Source organism: Novosphingobium terrae (genome assembly GCF_017163935.1).
Lineage (GTDB): Bacteria > Pseudomonadota > Alphaproteobacteria > Sphingomonadales > Sphingomonadaceae > Novosphingobium > Novosphingobium terrae.
This window is the reverse complement of record NZ_JABVZR010000002.1, coordinates 44,681-61,953: the sequence shown is the minus strand read 5'-3', so window position 1 is coordinate 61,953 and position 17,273 is coordinate 44,681. Positions and strand designations below refer to the sequence as shown.

The 17,273-nt window shown below is 64.1% G+C and carries 14 protein-coding genes; 5 read left to right on the top strand and 9 right to left on the bottom strand.

Annotation, left to right across the window (positions count from 1 at the left end; genetic code table 11):
* Entirely contained in the window at window positions 1–1,008 is a 1,008-nt protein-coding gene (locus HGK27_RS18940; RefSeq protein WP_206244412.1) for an alpha/beta hydrolase, read from the top strand.
* Here the strand turns inward: HGK27_RS18940 and HGK27_RS18935 are convergent.
* Window positions 1,005–2,018 (bottom strand): glycosyltransferase family 2 protein, encoded by a 1,014-nt coding sequence (locus tag HGK27_RS18935; RefSeq protein WP_206244411.1) that lies wholly within the window; start codon window positions 2,016–2,018, stop codon window positions 1,005–1,007. The two genes, HGK27_RS18940 and HGK27_RS18935, sit on opposite strands and share 4 nt — an antisense overlap.
* A 3-nt stretch (window positions 2,019–2,021) precedes the next feature.
* Window positions 2,022–3,467 (bottom strand): O-antigen ligase family protein, encoded by a 1,446-nt coding sequence (locus HGK27_RS18930; protein WP_206244410.1) that lies wholly within the window; start codon window positions 3,465–3,467, stop codon window positions 2,022–2,024.
* A 260-nt stretch (window positions 3,468–3,727) separates the two neighbouring features.
* Between HGK27_RS18930 and HGK27_RS18925 the strand changes: the two genes are divergently transcribed.
* Window positions 3,728–4,759: a nucleoside hydrolase gene (locus HGK27_RS18925; RefSeq protein ID WP_241127620.1), complete on the top strand. Its 1,032-nt coding sequence runs from the start codon at window positions 3,728–3,730 to the stop codon at window positions 4,757–4,759.
* 67 nt (window positions 4,760–4,826) lie between these two features.
* Here HGK27_RS18925 and HGK27_RS18920 read toward each other — a convergent pair whose 3' ends face one another.
* The 6 genes from HGK27_RS18920 to HGK27_RS18895 all read right to left on the bottom strand — a co-directional run bounded on the left by HGK27_RS18920 (window position 4,827) and on the right by HGK27_RS18895 (window position 13,019).
* Window positions 4,827–6,035 (bottom strand): NAD(P)/FAD-dependent oxidoreductase, encoded by a 1,209-nt coding sequence (locus HGK27_RS18920; protein ID WP_206244409.1) that lies wholly within the window; start codon window positions 6,033–6,035, stop codon window positions 4,827–4,829.
* Window positions 6,036–6,196: 161 nt separating this feature from the next.
* Window positions 6,197–6,736 (bottom strand): RrF2 family transcriptional regulator, encoded by a 540-nt coding sequence (locus HGK27_RS18915; RefSeq protein WP_206244408.1) that lies wholly within the window; start codon window positions 6,734–6,736, stop codon window positions 6,197–6,199.
* Window positions 6,737–6,841: 105 nt separating this feature from the next.
* Window positions 6,842–8,272: a CYTH and CHAD domain-containing protein gene (locus HGK27_RS18910; protein ID WP_206244407.1), complete on the bottom strand. Its 1,431-nt coding sequence runs from the start codon at window positions 8,270–8,272 to the stop codon at window positions 6,842–6,844.
* Between the two features lie 133 nt (window positions 8,273–8,405).
* Complete coding sequence (locus HGK27_RS18905; RefSeq protein ID WP_206244406.1) at window positions 8,406–8,660, bottom strand: DUF2171 domain-containing protein; 255 nt, start codon at window positions 8,658–8,660, stop codon at window positions 8,406–8,408.
* Window positions 8,661–8,869: 209 nt separating this feature from the next.
* Entirely contained in the window at window positions 8,870–10,612 is a 1,743-nt protein-coding gene (locus HGK27_RS18900) for an FAD/NAD(P)-binding protein (protein ID WP_206244405.1), read from the bottom strand.
* 160 nt (window positions 10,613–10,772) lie between these two features.
* Window positions 10,773–13,019 carry a TonB-dependent receptor gene (locus HGK27_RS18895; RefSeq protein ID WP_206244404.1) on the bottom strand — a complete coding sequence of 749 codons (2,247 nt, stop codon included), beginning with the start codon at window positions 13,017–13,019 and terminating at the stop codon, window positions 10,773–10,775.
* Window positions 13,020–13,169: 150 nt separating this feature from the next.
* On the opposite strand from HGK27_RS18895, the gene HGK27_RS18890 reads away from it, so the two are divergent.
* The 3 genes from HGK27_RS18890 (at window position 13,170) to HGK27_RS18880 (ending at window position 16,699) form a co-directional block, all read left to right on the top strand.
* Window positions 13,170–14,951 (top strand): tannase/feruloyl esterase family alpha/beta hydrolase, encoded by a 1,782-nt coding sequence (locus tag HGK27_RS18890; protein ID WP_206244403.1) that lies wholly within the window; start codon window positions 13,170–13,172, stop codon window positions 14,949–14,951.
* A gap of 109 nt (window positions 14,952–15,060) precedes the next feature.
* On the top strand, window positions 15,061–15,549 hold the full coding sequence (locus HGK27_RS18885; protein WP_206244402.1) for a MarR family winged helix-turn-helix transcriptional regulator: 489 nt from the start codon (window positions 15,061–15,063) through the stop codon (window positions 15,547–15,549).
* Between the two features lie 91 nt (window positions 15,550–15,640).
* A complete protein-coding gene (locus HGK27_RS18880) occupies window positions 15,641–16,699 on the top strand; it encodes a VOC family protein (RefSeq protein ID WP_206244401.1) in 1,059 nt (352 codons plus the stop codon).
* 254 nt (window positions 16,700–16,953) lie between these two features.
* On the opposite strand, the gene HGK27_RS18875 is transcribed toward HGK27_RS18880, so the two are convergent.
* Window positions 16,954–17,262, bottom strand: coding sequence for an antibiotic biosynthesis monooxygenase family protein (locus HGK27_RS18875; RefSeq protein ID WP_206244400.1), 309 nt, complete (start codon window positions 17,260–17,262; stop codon window positions 16,954–16,956).
* Window positions 17,263–17,273: the final 11 nt, after the last annotated feature.

The following is a 17,273-nucleotide window of genomic DNA, read 5'->3' as shown; positions in this document are numbered from 1 at the left end:
ATGCGCCTGATCGTGACAGGCGCGGCGCTGCTGATCGTTTGCGCGGTGGCGCTGGCCTTCGGCTTGCGCCGCGCGCCGGATATGCCGCCGGGGCCCTGGCGGGTGCAAATGTCGCGCTCTGTTATCGCCACGCGCGATGGCCCCCACCGAATCCTGATCTGGCGGCCCGAGGGGGTGACGGGCCCCCGGCCTCTGATCCTTTATGCGCCGGGTTGGGGGGACCGTGCCGAGATCGGATCGCGCCAGTTAAGCGATCTGGCCAGCCATGGCTATGTGGCCGTGGCCTTCGACGATCTGTCGCATGATCCGCCCCGTTCAGGCGAAAGCCCAACCGACGCTGCTCTGCGCCACGCCCGGTTCGATGAGGCGACACCGCAGGCCTATGCCGCCTCTTTCGCGCTGGCTGGCCGCAGGGTGCAAAAGGCGGCGGAGAAGGGCAGTGCCATTCTGGATGCTGTGCTGGCCTCGCCCGAGTTTGGCGCACAGATCGATCCGGCGCGGATCGGCTTTCTGGGCTTTTCCTGGGGCGGGGCGACGGGCGTAGAGCAGGCCATCGCCGATCCGCGCATCAAGGCGGTGGTCAATCTCGACGGTTGGCTGTTTGGCGAGGCGTCGCATAAGGTTCTCGCGCGGCCCTATCTGCTTTTCTACATCGATGATGATTTCCCGCCTGACGGCTGGTTGCGTTCGTCTGACCCGGCGCAAAGGGCTTTGGCGCAGGGTTGCGCTGCCGACCGGGCCATCCACCAGCCTTATCGGGGACGCGCGGATTTTGTCTGGCTGCGTGCCGGTCATGTCTCGCATGAGGAGCTCTCCGGGGCGTGGCCGGGGTGGTCATGGCGGCATCCTTTTGCGGGTCTGCGTGACGATCGGCAGGCGCTGGCCGGGCGACAATCGGCGCATGCGCAGGTCATCCGCGCCTTCTTTGACCGCTATCTGCAGAGGCAAGCCACGGCGTTTCCGCCCATCGGGCAGACCTATACCGGCGATATCACGCCGATGCGCTAATGAGCCGCCCGGAAACGCCACCGCACCAGTCGGTCGGCCAGCGGGCGCGGCGCGGTCAGAGTCGCGATCGACCAGAGGGCGACCGCCAGCCGCTTGGACAGCGGATCGAAACCGCGACGGGCCACCGAATGGATGGCATCGATCAGGGCGACCCTGCGGCTGTCCTCGGGCAGGGGATGGCCCGAAGGGTCCATCCGCAGCGAGGCGACGCGCAGTTGCAGCAGATGCCGGCTTGAGCGCAAGCGCGCCTTGTTCGGCGGCGGCGCGCCAAGCTCGTTGCAGATGCTTTCGGCGCTGCGCTGGCGTGACATGGCCCGCGCCACCTCGCGCCCGAAGCGCCCGGGGGAGGCGAAGAGGTTGCTGTCGTTCCCCCCATGCTGCCGGTACAGCACCAGCGGTTGCAGCACGGTGATCACATCCCCCAGCAGCGGCGCCAGCGCCAGACAGGTGGAATCGGTGAAGCTGTCATGCTCGGGGCCGATGGGGAAGAAACGCGCCAGAAAATCCCGCGCATAGGCGTTGCCCGAACCGGGCGGCGTGGGATATTCGGTCATCTCGACGGTCCAGCGCCGCACGTCTTCCGGGCGCGGGGCCTGAGCGATGGCGGGCAGAACCGAGCCCAGCGAGCGCTCCTCGACATCGACGCGCTGCATCTGCACCTGCACCTTGCTGACCCCCGGTCTCCACACCGCGGCGACCGCACGCGCGAAATGGGGATCGAGAATGTCATCGGCATCGAGGAAAACGACAATGTCGCCCTGCGAGGCGGCAAAGCCGGTGTTGTTGGCGGATCTCTGCCCGCCATTGGGCTGGAAGATGGCCTTCACCCGCTCACCAAAGCCTTCGATCACCGCGCGCGATCCGTCGCTCGATCCATCATCGACGACGATCACCTCGATATGGGGCCAGTCAAGGTTGAGCGCGCTCTCGATGGCCCGCGCGACAAAGCGGACATAGTTGAAATTGGCGATGATCACGCTGAAACGCGGGGCAGGGGTGACCGGGTCCATGGCTTAACCCTCCATCGCGGACGGCAAAAGGGCAGGCCCCGGATCAGTCGCCGCTGCCACAGGAGGCGCCTGACGGGGCGGGGCCAGAGGCCGCAGCGCCACGGCAACCCCCGCGAACAGCGCGACATTGGAACCCAGATCGGCACTAGGCGCAATCAGGCAGGCGGGGATCAGCGCCAGCAGCGCGGCGGTGGCAAAGGCGCCTCCGATGGTCAGAGCCAGATCGGCGCTGACGCCGAAGCTGGAATGCCGCGTGGGCTGAAACACCGAATAGGCATAGGCCAGGAAGGCGCCGCATCCGGCAACGCCCGTGGAACCGATCATCGATGTCACCAGACTTGAGGAACGGAAGCTGCCCGGCCCGACGCCCAGCCCATAGGAGGCCTTGAAAGCCTCCAGCCCCTGCATCGCCCAGAACAGGCGCTGCTGAGCGGAGTCGGAATCCGACTTGTCCACCGTCATATGCAGGATCATGTCCGAGACGCTGGAGAGGAGTTGCGGTGCGGCCAGAAAGGCGACCGACATCACCAGCAGCCCCGCCAGCGTGGCCACCAGCAATTGCTTCATCCGCCCCAGTTGCGCCAGATGCGGCATCATGATGATGCGCAGGATAAAGAAGGCCAGATAGGCCGCCAGCGCCAGATAGGCCGTGGAGGAGGTGCTGATCACCAGCAGGATGGCCAGCGCCAGCGCGGTGATGCCTGTCTCGCGAGGCCAGATCGAGCGATACCACAGCTCGGCATTGAGCGTGAAATAGGCGAAGGCGAAATCGGCGTAGGAGGAGCTTTCGGGAAAGAAGCCCCTGATCCGCACGAAGCCACCGACCGACTGGTCGAGCTGGGCATAGCTGCCGTTGCGCATCACCTCGAACACGGCGTTGAGCGGTGTGCCCGCCGCCATCGCCGTCAGCAGCCCCAGCACGATATGCAGCCAGCTGACCAGAATGGCCGCCGTGATCACCGTGGCCACCCCGCCGCGCAGCCGCGTCACCAGATAGGCCGCCACGGCGACAGCGAAAGTGCCCAGCATATAGACGCTGGTGGTGATGTTCTGGGTGGATGGCGCCAGCGGCACGGTGTCGAACAGGGTGCGGGCATCGTCGAAGCGCAGCGGCGTCACATCGATCTGATTGGCGAAGAGGCGCGGGGCGATCATGGCGGTCGCCACCCCATAGAAGGTGTAGAGCGCCAGCCAGCGGTTGGCGCGGATCGCCTCGGGCAGCAGGGCCAGAAAGCCGCCGCGCGGTGCCAGAATGCGCATGTAGACGATCAGGCAGGCAAACTGGATCGGCGGGATCGAGGAGCCTCCCAGCCCCGGCAGCACGATGGCCGCACTGCCCGCGAACAGGCCCGAGATGATCATGAAGGTGACGGCATGGCGCAGCGACCCGCCAAAGAAGATCACCCCTCCGAACACCAGCTGAATGAGACCGATGAAGGTCAATTGCATCGCAGCACCTCACGCAGGCTGACAGGCCCTGGACGACTCTTGCCGCTCGGACGGGCTTCAACCGGGTGCGAAGGTTCCGCAGTTTGCCTTTCGGCTCAACCGGGCATTGGAAGTAGCTGGGCCCTTGGCCAAAAGGGGTAGGGAGGTTGCGCAAGCCCTTGCATAGGGACTGCCTATGGATCGGACAAAAACGCATATTTTACTTGATCCTGCAATTCACGAAAAAGGCGCTCCAAAGCATAAGACGAGGAGAGAGCATCGTGCCCCTGACGCTGGACCGCAGACTGTTTGTCGGATCGACCATCGCCTGCCTGACCGGCCTGCCGCATGCCACCGCTGCTCTGGCCAGCCAGCCGCTGTTGGCGCGGGTCATTCTGGACAATGATTTCGCGGGCGATCCTGACGGGCTGTTCCAGCTGGCGCACCATGTTCTCTGCCGCTCGGTGAGCATTCCGCTGATCATTGGCTCGCATCTGCCCGCAGCCTTCAGCAGCGGCCATGATGCAAGGGATTCCGCTGATCGGGCGCGAGAGCTGCTGGCGATCATGCAGCTTGATCGCACACATAAGCCCATCGCGGGGGCGGAGGCACCGATCCCGTCCCGCTCATCATGGAAGTCGAGCGCCGCTTCGGCCGCCATCGTGCGGGAGGCGATGCGCGATGATGCCAAGGAACCGCTGATCTATGCCTCGGGCGCGGGTCTGACCGATCTGGCCCTCGCCTGGCTCAGCGAACCCCGGATCGGGCGACGGATCAAGCTGATCTGGATCGGGGGCAACACGCATCCCGGTTTCGGCAATCCCGGCGTGAAGGCGGGTGAACCTGAATTCAACTTCTCGATCGACCCCATTGCCGCGCAGGTGCTGTTCAACGAGTCCGATATCGAGATCTGGCAGGTGCCGTCCGACGCTTACAGCCAGATGCTGTTCTCCACCGCCGAACTGGAGGAGCTGGGCACAACAGGGCCGCTTGGGGCCTATCTGAAGGGCCGGGTCGATGCCATTCCCGAGATGCTCGCCAAGATCCCCGGCATGCCGCCGGTGCCCTTAACCGATGCCTATGTGTTGGGCGACAGTCCGCTGGTCACACTGACCGCATTGGTTCCTCCGATGCAGCCTGATCCGACATCCTGCCGCTTTGCCTCGATGCCCACGCCGCGCCTGCTCGGCAATGGCAGCTATGTGGCGCGCCCGGATGGTCGACCCATGCGCATCTACACGCAGATCGATGCCGGGCTGACGTTTCGGGATATGTTGGCCCGTTTCAGGCTGGGAACATCTGCGCGGCGGTGAAAAGCACAGGGGCCGGCGCATCTGAGGCGATGCACCGGGCCTGTTTTTCACGATCGATGTTGCTTGGTCAGGGCACGATCACAAAGTCCGGGTGGGCGACGGCGAAGGCGGCGTCGCGATCGGCGGCAGGCGGATAGATCCACACACCATTGATCTCCTGCTTGAGCTTCTTGCCTTCGGCCCGGGTCAGCCTGACCTGACGGTCCCATCCTTCGGTGTACATGGCGCCCCATGCCCCCAGATCGAGGCAGGTGACATATTTGGGCTGGCTGTAGGGATGCAGCGGCAATCCCACGAGTTCGGCTGCGGCATTGTAGCCCGCAACGCGGCCAAGGCTGAGCCCGTGCTGGCAGGTCATCAGGTTGAAATTGCCTGCGTCATCGGTGGCGGCTTTGACCGTATCGCCGGTGACGAACACCCCCGGCGCCGCCGGAGCATGCAGGAAGGAATCGCCGATCACACGGCCCGCAGCATCATGCTCGCCGGGAATTTGCGCGGCCAGCGGATGGGCCCGCACGCCTGCGGCCCAGACCACGGTGGCCGCCTCGATCCGGCTGCCGTCTGATAGCTGCGCGCCACCTGCGTCAACCGCGCTGAGCCGCACGCCCGGTCGTTGTTCGATGCCGATTTCCGCCAGAGCGTCGCGCACGGTTTGGCCTGCCTCGGCTCCGAATTCGGCGCCGATCTGTTGCGCCGGATCGACGATCACCACATGCGGCTTATGCGAAGGGAACATCACGCGCAGGCGTTCGTGCAACTCGGTCGCCGCTTCCAGCCCGGTAAAGCCGCCACCGGCAACCACCACGGTCTGACGCGCCGGGGTGTCGGTCAGATCGGGCAGCGCCTTGATATGCGCGTCGAGCTGGCGCGCCTGATCGAGCTGGTCAACGGTGAAGGCATGTTCGGCCAGTCCCGGGATCGGCGGTATGGCGACGCGGCTGCCGGTGGCCAGCACGAAGCGGTCCCAGCGGATGGTCTGTTGCGTGCCGTCGCCCCGCAGGATCGCCGCCTCGCGTGTTTCGGTGCCGATGGTTTCCACGATACCGTCGATGAAGCGCGCGCCGACGACCTTCAACAGTTCGGAAACATCGGGCTCCATATTGTCGAGAACCGCCTCGTAAAAGCGCGGGCGGATCGCCAGACGGGGTTGGGGGGCCACCATGATGAGGTCGATATGCTCCTCACGGCCCGCCAGAGCGATGGCTCGCGCCGCCGCGAGCACCGCCCAGACACCGGCGAAACCGGAGCCGGCGACAAGGATGGTTTGTTTGGTCATGGGTCTGTTCCTTGAAATGTGCCGGGCACAGATCATCGCGCCGCCCGGCGCGGCGGCTGAATATGCCGGGCGCAAGGCGGCTTTCCCGACCGCGCCCGGTGGGCGACGGGAAAGAGAGCGGAGATATCTTTGAAAGGGTTGCGCCTGTGTGGCGCTGTGGGTCAGCTGGGGCCTTCGCGGCGGGGGCGGCCGGTGCGCGCGGTGCGCCGGTCATGCCGGTCACCGAACCAGTCGCGCAGATCGGCCATATAGCTTTCCGGCGCCTTGCGACCGAAACGCTGTGAGACCGCGGCCAGCGTCTGCGTCGCCAGCACATCGCGCATGGCCTTTTCGGCCTGGATCATGACGGCATGGATCGCGCAGGTGCCGCTTGTCGCCCAGGGCGGAGGGTTGCCACCGAACAGGGCGCAGCGTCCGCGCACCTCCTGGCAATCGAACAGCGGCTTGTCGCCTTCGACCGCATCGATCACGTCGAGGAAGGTGATCTGTTCGGCATAGCGCGCGAGGCGATAGCCGCCGCGCACGCCTTCGCTGGCCGAAACCAGCCCGGCCTTTTCCAGCCGGGGGAAAATCTTGGCGAGGAAGCTTGGCGAGATGCCCTGAATGTCCGCGATCTCTCGCGTGCTCAGCGCCTGGTCGCTGTCCACCAGCCAGAGCAGGCTGTGAAGCGCATATTCGACGGAGGTGGTCAGATGTGCCATAAACTCGGATATACTGAGTCCGCGTTATCAGGTCAAGGCAATAACGCGGACAAAGGCTGTCTTCGTTTTATCCTTCAGACAAGCCTTCCATCAGGCGCATCCGGGTCAGGACCAGAAGACCTTACGATCCATCAGGCCCGCAAAAGCATCCTCCGCCTCCGCCAGAATGCGGCTCTTTTTGTGGTGAGCGAGCAGATCTTCAGCGCCAGACTGGCCCAGCAGATGCAGCCGCTCCAGCACCTGAGGCCGGGTGGCCAGATCGTTGAGGTCCCCAAGATTGTCTTGTAGATCCTCAAGGGAGTCTGAAAACTTGCGGTAACGCCGCAGGGGTTTGCTCTTTGGAAACAGGCCGCCGAAAAATTCGACACCGTAGCGCAGCCGCTTCGCGGCCTTGCGCAAGTCGTGCCGCTTTTCATCGCTGAGCTGCTCCAGATCGGCGCCGCGCTTTTTTACCCGCTTGCGCAGCTTGCGCAGGGCTTGCCGGGCAAAATCGCGGGCGGGCCTTTTTCTGAGCGCCTGCCTGTCAGGCACGATCGACCATGCGCCAAGCATCATCCATTCGGTCAGATCGAACAGCAGCATGCGGCAGCGTCCGGACTCAAGCACAGCGCGAACATCGGCATGGGCCTTGTCGCAAGCCAGCTGAAGCCGGTCGCGCAGGGCGCCGGGCTCGGCCTGATCGAGCAGAACATCGAGATCGCGCGCCTCACCCAGAGTGCCCGCCAGCCAGCGCAGTTCGGACTGGAGATGCGCCAGCGCCTCGCCGATCAGCATCGGCTTGAAGATCGCCAGCGCCGAACGCAGCCGACGTAGCGCCACCCGCGCCTGATGCAGCGCTTCGGGGTCTCGCCCGACAAGCAGCTGCTCTTCATTCAGGCGATAGTGGCGCAGACAGAGCCCCATGATAGCCTGACAGGCCTGCGCCGAGGATGTCGCTGTATCGAACCGGATCTTGTCTGCCTTGAACGCGCTATGGGCTGGCCCCAGCAGGCGATAGCCACGCTCGGCCTTGGTCATCACGCCAAGCCGGGCGGGGTGTGTCTCGGCTATGCTGCGGCCCAGAGCGAAAAGGGCTTGCGGCTTGCCCCGTTTCAGTTCGAGTTCGATCTCACACAGGGATGACCGCCGATCGCCCGCGATCACGGTGCCGCGATCCAGCACCAGTTCGATGGCGGTGTCTTCTGTCTCCATCAGCCATGTCCGGCGTTCGACCTTGACCACGAATGCGGGGGCCAGATCGGTGACGGCATCGCCCAGCAGCGCTGCAATTGGCGTGGCTGCGTCAAGCATGGGATGGTCGTCGGCAACGGGCTGCTCCCATTCCGAGCGGTCCAAAAGGCCGGCTCCTTTGGGATCTCTGCCCTTGATCGTCTGGATGCGCTTGCTGCCCGACCGCCGGATGCGCAACGACAGGCCGGCTTTCAGCAGAGCCTGATCGGGCGTGTCGAAATAGATGGCATATAGCTTGCGCGTGGTTGGTTCAGCCGTCAGCAGGGCGGAACTGGTGAAAGCCTCCGCACCATTGGCATCAAGCACGAGCTTCAGTTCGATTTCCTGTGGCAGAGCGCAACATCCTGATCTGGCCTATGGATGCAACACTGACAGCCCGGACCGGTTCCCGCCACCCCTTTTGGGGGCGGCGGGGCTTCGGCATTGAGGGGCAGAAGGATCAGCGCGCGCTGTCCCCGCTCTTTTCTTCCTCGAAGGTGACGGCCACATCGGCATTGGCGGAGAGCCTCACCTTCTCGCCTTCCACCTCGGCGACAAGGCCGCCCGAGATGTAGTGGTGGTGATCATGGTGAGCGCCGCTGTCTGCCTTGATCAGCTTGATGCGGCCTCCTTCGACCCGGTCTACCGTGCCGACATGCACGCCATCCGCGCCGATGATATCCATATGTTCCTTGATCTGATCGAGATTGGCCATGCTGCTCTCCATGTGTGAGGGACTTGGGAAGGAACGATCGAAAGGCGTGACGGTCCCCGGCGGCGACGGAAAAAACACAATCCGCGGATCGGGGAGCTTCCGCTGGGTTCACCGATTGCGAATGGATGCTTGCGATTTATTATCCCCTGCTGCTGACGATCGGTGCAGGGCAAGGCGGCTCATCAGGCCGAGGCCTTGACGCGCCGCGATTAAAAGCTTTTGCGCGGCAGGTTGATCGTGCGGATGGAGGCTGCGTCGCCGCAATAGACCGGTGTGGTGGTTTCCAGCGTGGCGAGATAGCGGTTGATCTGCCCACGCGTATCCTCCGCTGCGCTTGCGCCCCGGCCAAGGGCATGGGCCGTCGCCTTGCCAAGCGCCGCGCTTTCGCACAGGCCCTGGATAAATGGCCGCCGCTTCAGCAGGAACGGCAGCGCGAGGCAATGCACCCGGCCCAGCGCGGGATCGTCGGGCACCAGCGCCAGATCCTCGCCGGCGGTCAGGCCATCGCTCCAGTCCTGCCCTCTGGCATCGGCATGCGCGCAAAGCTGCAGCCGCAGCGTCGGGAAGGGGAAGAGATCCAGCCCCAGCGGTTGCTGCCCGCGCGCATCCACCAGCGCGCCAACATGGAGTTGGCGCTCGCCAAGGCGGATGAGCCAGCCGTCCTTGCCCAGATCCTGAAGGCTATAGGTCTGCCCCAGCCTTTCGACACGCAGCACCCCGGCGTGGTGCAGGGCCAGCAGGCGCTGGATGGAAAGATGCGGAACCGCCGCGTAATTGTCGGCGAAACAGCGCTTCAGGCCGCGTTCGAAACGCTGCAGATCGCGGGGCGACAGGTGAGGCACGATACCGCCAAACCCCTCATGCATGCGCAGGATGGCATAGCGCCACGGCTGCGTCTGGCGCCGGTCATGGCTGGCGCGGGCCTCGGCAAGGTTGTCGCGGGCGTGGGTGAATGGATCGCTGGCCAGACGACGTGCAAAATAGCGCTCGACGAAACTGTCTGCATTGGCGCTGTCGAGATCGATGCTGCGGGCATAGGCGGGATCAAGCTTGCGCAACTGCCGTGCGAACAGCGCGAAGACCCGGTCCAGATCTCCATCCCGGCCCGTCACCAGCCCCGCCAACGCGGCATCGGTGAACAGATTCAGTGGTTCGAGCGGGAATGGGAACCAGAAATCCGCCTCTGGCAGCAGTCCGTTGCGGGAAAGCATGGTGGCCTGCCACGCGGTATCACCCTGATAGGCTAGCCCCTCCGCCGTTTCGATAAAGGCCCCATGCTGCAGGGCCAGATTGACCACCGCATCGATGGCGCTGAGCGAACTGCCCAGAATGCCGATATGGGAGGCCGGATCCGGCAGGCTGACGGCGCGCGCCGGCCCATGCGGGCGATAGCCGGTGGCGATCACCAGCCTGTCCACCCGATCTGTACCCGGGCCGCTCCTGGTCTGCCAGTCGATCCGCACATGGTCGGGGAAGGTGACGACGTCGGTGACCCGGTGGCAGCGATGCACATTCACCTGATGCGGCGTGCCATGTTGAGCCAGCAGCAGGTCGAATTGATCCGCGAAATAGGCGCCCAGCACCACGCGCGGGAAAAAGGCGCGCTCATCCCGAGCGCTGGCGGCAATGCCCCAGCCTGCGAGCTGGACAGGGTTCTGCCGCCCCGCCCAGGCGTTCAGCGTCTCGCAGACGGGGGGCAGTTCCACACCCGCGATGTTGGCCAGCATGGAGAGCGGCGTGGTCTCGGCGCTGAAAGGAATGCCGGGCCCCAGCGTCTCCCCAGCTTCATACAGATGAATGTCATAAGGCCGATCGCTTTCGAGCAGAGCCTTCAGCGTATAGAGCGCCGTTGGCCCCGTGCCGATGATCCCGATGCGCATGCGATGGGTTTCAGCCGTTGCGGGCGTGCCCGGCTCCGGCGAGACTGGCGTTAAAGGAGAGATCTCCATCATCGATCCGTGGCGTTCCTTGCGGGCGGGCTTGCCTGTTGGGAAGCTGCCAAGGAGCCAAGTGTTTCATCAAGGGCACTCGGGTCGCCTCAAATCCGCACCTCAAATCCGCATCGTGGAGAGGGAGCGGATGGTCATGCCGCCCGCTCCCTCTGCCTGATGATCAGAACTTCGTGCTGAAGCGCACGCCATATTCGCGGGGGGCGCCGTAGAACTCGTTCTTGCCGCTCTGGCCCACCACATAGAAGCTGTTGGCCAGATTGCTGCCATAGACCTCGAAACGCAGATCGCCCTTGTCGATGGCGATGCTGCCGTTCAGCACGCCATGGGCGTTGATCAGATCGGTGGCCGCCGCATAGGTGACATAGGCCCATTGCGAGCCGACATAGGCATAGTTCAGGCGCGGCGTGACGGTGATGTCATGCCCGGTTTCGATCTTGTATTGCGCGCCGATGTTCCATGTCCATTTCGGGCTGAACAGGTTGGGGCCGCCGCTCGATGTGGTGATGTCGGGGTTGTAATTGTAGCAGCGCGCCGCATTGCTGCCCGTGCATTGCGGATAGCCCGAGAACTGGCTGGGCACGAGCCACTTGTTGATCAGTGAGAAGGACGACAGGCTGGAGTCCACAAAGGACAGGCCGCCATCGACTGACAGCGCCCCGACATGGCCCTGGAAGCTGGCCTCGAAGCCCTTGATCGTGGCATTGGCCAGATTGGTCACACCGCTGGAGCCAGAGGTCTGGTTGATGATGTCTTCCTGGAAATTCTTGTAATCATTGTAGAAGGCGCCGATCTGCGTGCGCAGATGGCGGTTGAAGAGGGTCGATTTCCAGCCCGCCTCGTAATCCATCACCGTTTCCGGGGCGAAGGTGCCGCCCGGCGGGTTGATGCCGCCGTTCTTGTAGCCGCGCGCGGCAAAGACATAGATCAGATTGTTGGCATCGGGCTTGTAGTTTAGCGTGATCTTGCCGGTGACGCGCCCATCGCCCTCGCTGCCGGTCTGAGGCACCAGAAGCGTGCGGGCGGGGGAGTAGACGCCGCCCGAACCATCGACATGGAAATGCGAATAGCGCAGCCCCGCCTCGATCTGGAACTTGTCGGTCAGCTGATAGCTGGCCTGACCGAAGAGGCCGATCAGCTCCTTGTCAGTATCCGGCTCGATGTAGAGGCTGACCGCGCCATTGGTCGTGTTGTTGATGCGCACATTGACCTTGTTGCGCTGGCCATAGGCACCCACCACATATTTGAAGCGACCGGTGTCGGGCGAGATGATGTTGATTTCCTGGCTGTATTCACGCTCCCGCACGAACTGGTTCTGCCCCAGCTGCGCCAGCGCCGAACCATCGACGCCCGTGCCGCTGCTCAGCGAGGTGCCGTCCACATCATAGACATTGTTGATGCGCTTGTTGAGATAGGCGGTACGCGACAGGATCGTCAGACCGCCCTCGAACTGGTATTTCAGCTCCAGATTGGTCAGCGTGGCGCGTTCGAAGTTCGAGGGGTTGGTGTCGTAATCGACGGTCCATGGCGCGGCGGTCTTGGCGCGATCCGCCGAGAATTGCGTGGTGGCGATCGGGCGATAGGCATAGCCGCCGGTGTTGCGCTCGATCAGCTCGACCTTGCCCAGTGCCGAGAAGCCGCCGCTCTTCCACAGGGCCTGCAGGCGGGCATCATGCTCGCTCAGCCGGTCAGGCGCGGCATGGGCGGTGCCCAGATCCTTGTAATAGCTGTCGCGCGTGTTCGCCAGACCGGCGAAGCGGATGGCCAGCGTGTCGGTGACCGGGATGTTGAGCGCCACATTGGCGTTGAGATTGTTGTAATTGCCATAGCCGATGCTGGCGCTGCCACCGAATTTGCCCAGCTCGGGCTTTTTGGTGGTCATGTAGATCGCGCCGCCGGTGGAGTTGGCGCCCGACAGCGTGCCCTGAGGTCCGCGCAGCACTTCCACGCCCGCCATATCATAGAACTGCCCCGCCGAGGCGATGGGCGGCTGGAACACGCCATCAAGATAGGTCGAGACACCATTGGTGACCTGAGGCGAGCCCGAAGCCAGACCGATGCCGCGAATGTTGATCGAATCCGTCAGCCCCGCCTTGGTGATCGAGAGGCCGGGGGCGGCATTCTGCAAATCGCCCTGACGCATCACCGATTTCTCGGCCAGCGCATCGCCGGAAAGCGCCGTTACGGCGATGGCAACGGTCTGCACGCTTTCACGGCGGCGCTGGGCGGTGACGACGATGTCCTTGCTTTCAGGCGCGGGATCGGCCTGAGGTGCAGCCGTCTCCGCAGGCGCCGGGGCGCTCTGGGCAAGGGCGGGCGAGGCCGACAGGATCGTGCCGATCAGCAAGGCGGCGCCGACGCGGCGCGACAGAGTTTGCACGCTGGTAAGGGGAGCAGGGCCCATCATCATCTCTCCGGTTTTTAGCGCCCTTCGCGCCGTTTCTGTTTAAGTTATGAGCCATAACATAACGCTCGACGCAATCGGGAAAATGCAATATGAGATAGCAAAGATGGAGGATGTGGCGCAAAGGCCACAGATGATCCGCAGAGGGAGAGAAGCATGATCCGATTTCGCCACAGGTTGCGCCCCCAATGGCTTCATGGCCTGCTGACAGCAGGTGGCGCCTGCATCGCTCTGGGCTGTCTGGCGGGAGGTTCGGGCCCGGGTCTGGCGCAGCCGAATGCGCCGGTCTCAACCGCCGCCGCGATGCCACCAGCCAGCTGTTCGGCAGCGCTGGGCGTTAACTGGCCCGAGGCAGGCACGCGGATCGAGCGTGCCGCGCCCGTTGCCGCAGGGCTGATCGACGGCAAGATGATCCCGGCCCATTGCGAACTCTATGGCATCATGCATGAGCGCAAGGGCGTGGACGGCCAGACTTACGCCATCCGCTTCCATATGCGCCTGCCCGAAGCGTGGAACGGGCGCTTCTTCTTTCAGGGCGGCGGCGGCTCGAATGGCGAAATCGGCGACGCGCTGGGCCGGGTGAGTTGGGTGCGCGGTTCTGCGATCACGCCTGCAATCATGCGCGGCTATGCGGTGGTCAGTCAGGATTCCGGCCACGACAACCGGCTGAACAGCGATCCCAAACGCGGCGGGCCAACGGCCTTCGGCTTCGATCCTCAGGCGCGCGCCGAATATGGCCATGCCTCGCTGGCACCGGTGGCTCTGGCTGCCAAGGCGGTGATTGCGGCCTATTACCATCGCCCGATTGCGCGCTCCTATTTCCTCGGCTGCTCGAAGGGCGGCGAGGAAGGCATGGTCTTTGCCCAGCAGCATCCCGAGATGTTCGACGGCATCATGGCCGCCGCCCCCGGCTTTGCTCTGCCCCGCGCCGCCGTGGAAGAGGCGTGGGAGGTGCAGCGGCTGGCACAACTGCTGGCCAGGCCCGTGGCCTTCGCCTCCTTCCATAATGCCTTGACCGACAAGGACCTGTCGATCGCGGGCAGCGCGATCACCAAAGCCTGCGATGCGCTGGACGGCGCGGCGGATGGCATGGTCAGCAACACAGCCGCCTGCACCACCGCGCGCGTGCGCCCAGAGATCGAGGCGAAGGTTTGCAAGGCGGGAGAGACCGGCGACTGCCTGACCCGCGCCAAGGCCGATACGCTCTATGATCTGATGCGCGGCAGCCGCAAGGCCGATGGCAGCCCGATCTATGCCGATTGGGCCTGGGACCCGGGCGTGGCGACACCGGGCTGGCGGGTCTGGAAGCTGGGCTCTGCGGATGGCAAGGTTCCGGCGCTGAACGTGGTGCTGGGCGGCGGCTCGCTGCATTCGGTGTTTATCGTGCCGCCGATGGAGGTGCCGGGGGACCCGCAGGGGCTGCTCGATGCCCAATTACGCTTCGATGCGCAGCGCGATGGGCAGAAGATCTATGCGACCGGTGGGGGCTTCACGCGCTCGCCATGGCAGGATGTTTCGGCGCATTCGCCTGATCTATCGGCTTTTGCGGCGCGCGGCGGCAGGCTGATCGTGCCGCATGGCGCCGCCGATCCGGTGTTCTCGCTGCGCGATACGCTGGCCTGGTGGGATGAGGTCAATGCCCGCGCCCATGGGCAGGCGTCCAGCTTTGCGCGCGTGTTCCCCGTGCCCGGCATGAACCATTGCAGCGGCGGCGATGCCACCGATCAGTTCGATGGCCTCGCCGCGCTGGAGGACTGGGTCGAGCATGACAAGGCGCCTGCCTCGATCCCCGCCAAGGGCGATCCGCAAGGGCGTTGGCCGGATCGCACGCGCCCGCTCTGCGCCTGGCCGAGCTATGCGCGCTACAAGGGGCAGGGCTCGCTGGAGGATGGGGCGAATTTTGCCTGCGTGGCGCCCTCATCGCGCAAACCGGTCTGATCCGGGGCAAGGATGGCGGGCAGGGGAGCGAGTGCTCCCCTGCCATAAGCCGTTGCGCGGGCCAGCCCTCCTGCTTGTCAATCACGATGGCTTCGCGATAGGCTAGGCCATGAAAAACCCGCTTGATGCCTATCCCGGCTACCTTCTGCGCCGCGCCGCCGCAACGCGACTGGCCTATCTGACACGGCGCCTCGAACCCCTTGGCGTTATGGTGACCGAGGCCTCCATTCTGGTGACGATCGGCTACAATCCCGGCATATCGCAGGCCGAATGCGGCAGGGCACTGGCCATCCAGCGCCCCAATATGAACCCGTTGGTGCGCCGGATGGTCGAGCGGGGCTGGGTGGTGACGGAAAAAGGGCAGGGCCGGGCTCAGGGCCTGCATCTGAGCCCCACAGGCGCCGATCTTGCGGCCCGCATCGAAGCCATTTTCGAGGCCCATGAGGCGTGGATCATCGCCGCCGTGCCTGTGGAAGCACGCGAGCATCTCATGCCGATCCTGCGGGCGCTCAATGTGATCGGGGATGAAGATCCTGCCGAACATGCAGGAGAAAACGCCGATGGATGGCTGTCGCGAAAGAGCCAGACCGCCATCTAGCTGTTCCGCAAATAGCTCGGCTTCGATGCTTTGCGTTTCTGCCCAAGGCAGCTCCCCGCCATAAACGGGGAGCATAGTCTTGGGAGATGTTATGAGCATTCTTGGTGTAGAAAGCGCCATTTTCGGCGTTGCGGATGTGGCGCAGCACGCCCGCTTCTGGACCGATTTCGGCCTGCCGGTGGAAAGCATCACCGCCAATGAAGCGGTGTTCCGCCTCGCCTCGGGCAGCCGCGTCGTGATCCTGCCGCATGGAGACGCGCGCCTCCCTTCGCCCGATCCCTTCCCCGGTGACGGATTGAAGGAAACCGTCTGGGGCGTGGACACGGCCGCCAATCTGGAAGCCATTGCCGCCAGTCTGGCCACGGAGGTTTCAGTGACCCGCGATGCCGATGGCACCGTCCACGCGGTCTGCCCGGATGGCCAGCCCATCGCCCTGCGCGTCTGGGCCAAGCGCAGCTTCGTCTCGGAAGCCAGCCCGGTCAACACGCCTGCAAGCCATCCGCGCTTTAACCAGCACCGCATCTGGCGCCAGAAGGCCATCCCCAAGACGATCAACCATGTCGTCTTTTTCTCGCCGGATTACATCGGCAGCTTCGAGTTCTACGAACGCCACCTCGGCTTCCGCTATATCGACCATTCGCGCGGCGTGGGCATCTTCTCCCGCGCGCCGGGCACCTTTGAGCATCACTCGATCTTCTGGGTGAACTGCGACCTGCCCATCGCGCCGGATCACTTCAAATTCATGCATATCGCCTTCGGTATGGACGATATCGATGAAGTCATGCTGGGCGCCAACATCATGGAAGCCAAGGGTTGGAAGAATGAGTCGATGAACTCCAGCGGCGGCATTTCCCGCCACCGCATCTCCAGCGCGATCTATTACTATTGCGATATGCCCGGTCACGCCGGAGAAGCCGAGTATCACGCCGATACCGACTACCTCGATGACAATTGGGTGCCGCGCGCCTGGGACTTCCGTTTTGGCTCGCTGCTGTGGGCGAACAATGCGCCGCCGATTTTCCGCGGGCCGGATATTCCATGGGATATGCAGTTCGATGCGGAGCGGAAAAGCTTTGAGCCCTATCGCAAGAAGGGGTCTGTCGAGGGCGTTCTGGCCGATCTGACGGAAGATGATGAGCATGCGATTTAAGGGGATTTAGAAAGGGAAATGCGAGGGTGTTACACCCTCGCGCTCCCGGATTTTGTCGGCGTGGCGCTATGAGTTCGGCCAAAGGGCAACGGCGCGGCGCCGCAGGCCTTTAAACGACAAGAAGGCGCCACAGGTTTCTGCCTGCGGCGCCTTATCTTGTGCAGGTGGAGCGTTGGTGCGCACCGATCGGGTGCCACTTCCCTCCCGTCGGGAGACGTAACGGGGGTGCAGGGGGCGTAACGCCCCCTGCTTTGTCACTTCACGTCTACACTTCCGATCACCGTTCCCACATGCACCACCTCCGGCGGCGACACAAAAAACGGCCCTGCCAGGGCGCGCCATTGCTGGAACGCCTCGGTGGAGCGGAAGTCCACATTATGCGCCTCCACGCTCACCCAGCCCACGAGCAGATGATAGATCTCCGGCGTTTCCACCACGCGCTCCAGAGCGAAGCCTGTGCAGCCCTGCTGCGCGCGAAACAGCGGCTCGGCCTGAGCCACGGCGGCCTCGAACTCTGCGGAACGGGCGGGGTCGATGGTGATGCGGGCGATTTCGGTGACCATATCGGGCGCTT

What these genes read in the sequence shown, in the direction of transcription:
- HGK27_RS18940 (WP_206244412.1), top strand. Translation starts at nt 1, where the DNA reads ATGCGCCTGATCGTGACAGGCGCGGCGCTGCTGATCGTTTGCGCGGTG.
- HGK27_RS18935 (WP_206244411.1), bottom strand. Translation starts at nt 2,018, where the DNA reads ATGGACCCGGTCACCCCTGCCCCGCGTTTCAGCGTGATCATCGCCAAT.
- HGK27_RS18930 (WP_206244410.1), bottom strand. Translation starts at nt 3,467, where the DNA reads ATGCAATTGACCTTCATCGGTCTCATTCAGCTGGTGTTCGGAGGGGTG.
- HGK27_RS18920 (WP_206244409.1), bottom strand. Translation starts at nt 6,035, where the DNA reads ATGACCAAACAAACCATCCTTGTCGCCGGCTCCGGTTTCGCCGGTGTC.
- HGK27_RS18915 (WP_206244408.1), bottom strand. Translation starts at nt 6,736, where the DNA reads ATGGCACATCTGACCACCTCCGTCGAATATGCGCTTCACAGCCTGCTC.
- HGK27_RS18905 (WP_206244406.1), bottom strand. Translation starts at nt 8,660, where the DNA reads ATGGCCAATCTCGATCAGATCAAGGAACATATGGATATCATCGGCGCG.
- HGK27_RS18900 (WP_206244405.1), bottom strand. Translation starts at nt 10,612, where the DNA reads ATGATGGAGATCTCTCCTTTAACGCCAGTCTCGCCGGAGCCGGGCACG.
- HGK27_RS18895 (WP_206244404.1), bottom strand. Translation starts at nt 13,019, where the DNA reads ATGATGATGGGCCCTGCTCCCCTTACCAGCGTGCAAACTCTGTCGCGC.
- HGK27_RS18890 (WP_206244403.1), top strand. Translation starts at nt 13,170, where the DNA reads ATGATCCGATTTCGCCACAGGTTGCGCCCCCAATGGCTTCATGGCCTG.
- HGK27_RS18885 (WP_206244402.1), top strand. Translation starts at nt 15,061, where the DNA reads ATGAAAAACCCGCTTGATGCCTATCCCGGCTACCTTCTGCGCCGCGCC.
- HGK27_RS18880 (WP_206244401.1), top strand. Translation starts at nt 15,641, where the DNA reads ATGAGCATTCTTGGTGTAGAAAGCGCCATTTTCGGCGTTGCGGATGTG.
- HGK27_RS18875 (WP_206244400.1), bottom strand. Translation starts at nt 17,262, where the DNA reads ATGGTCACCGAAATCGCCCGCATCACCATCGACCCCGCCCGTTCCGCA.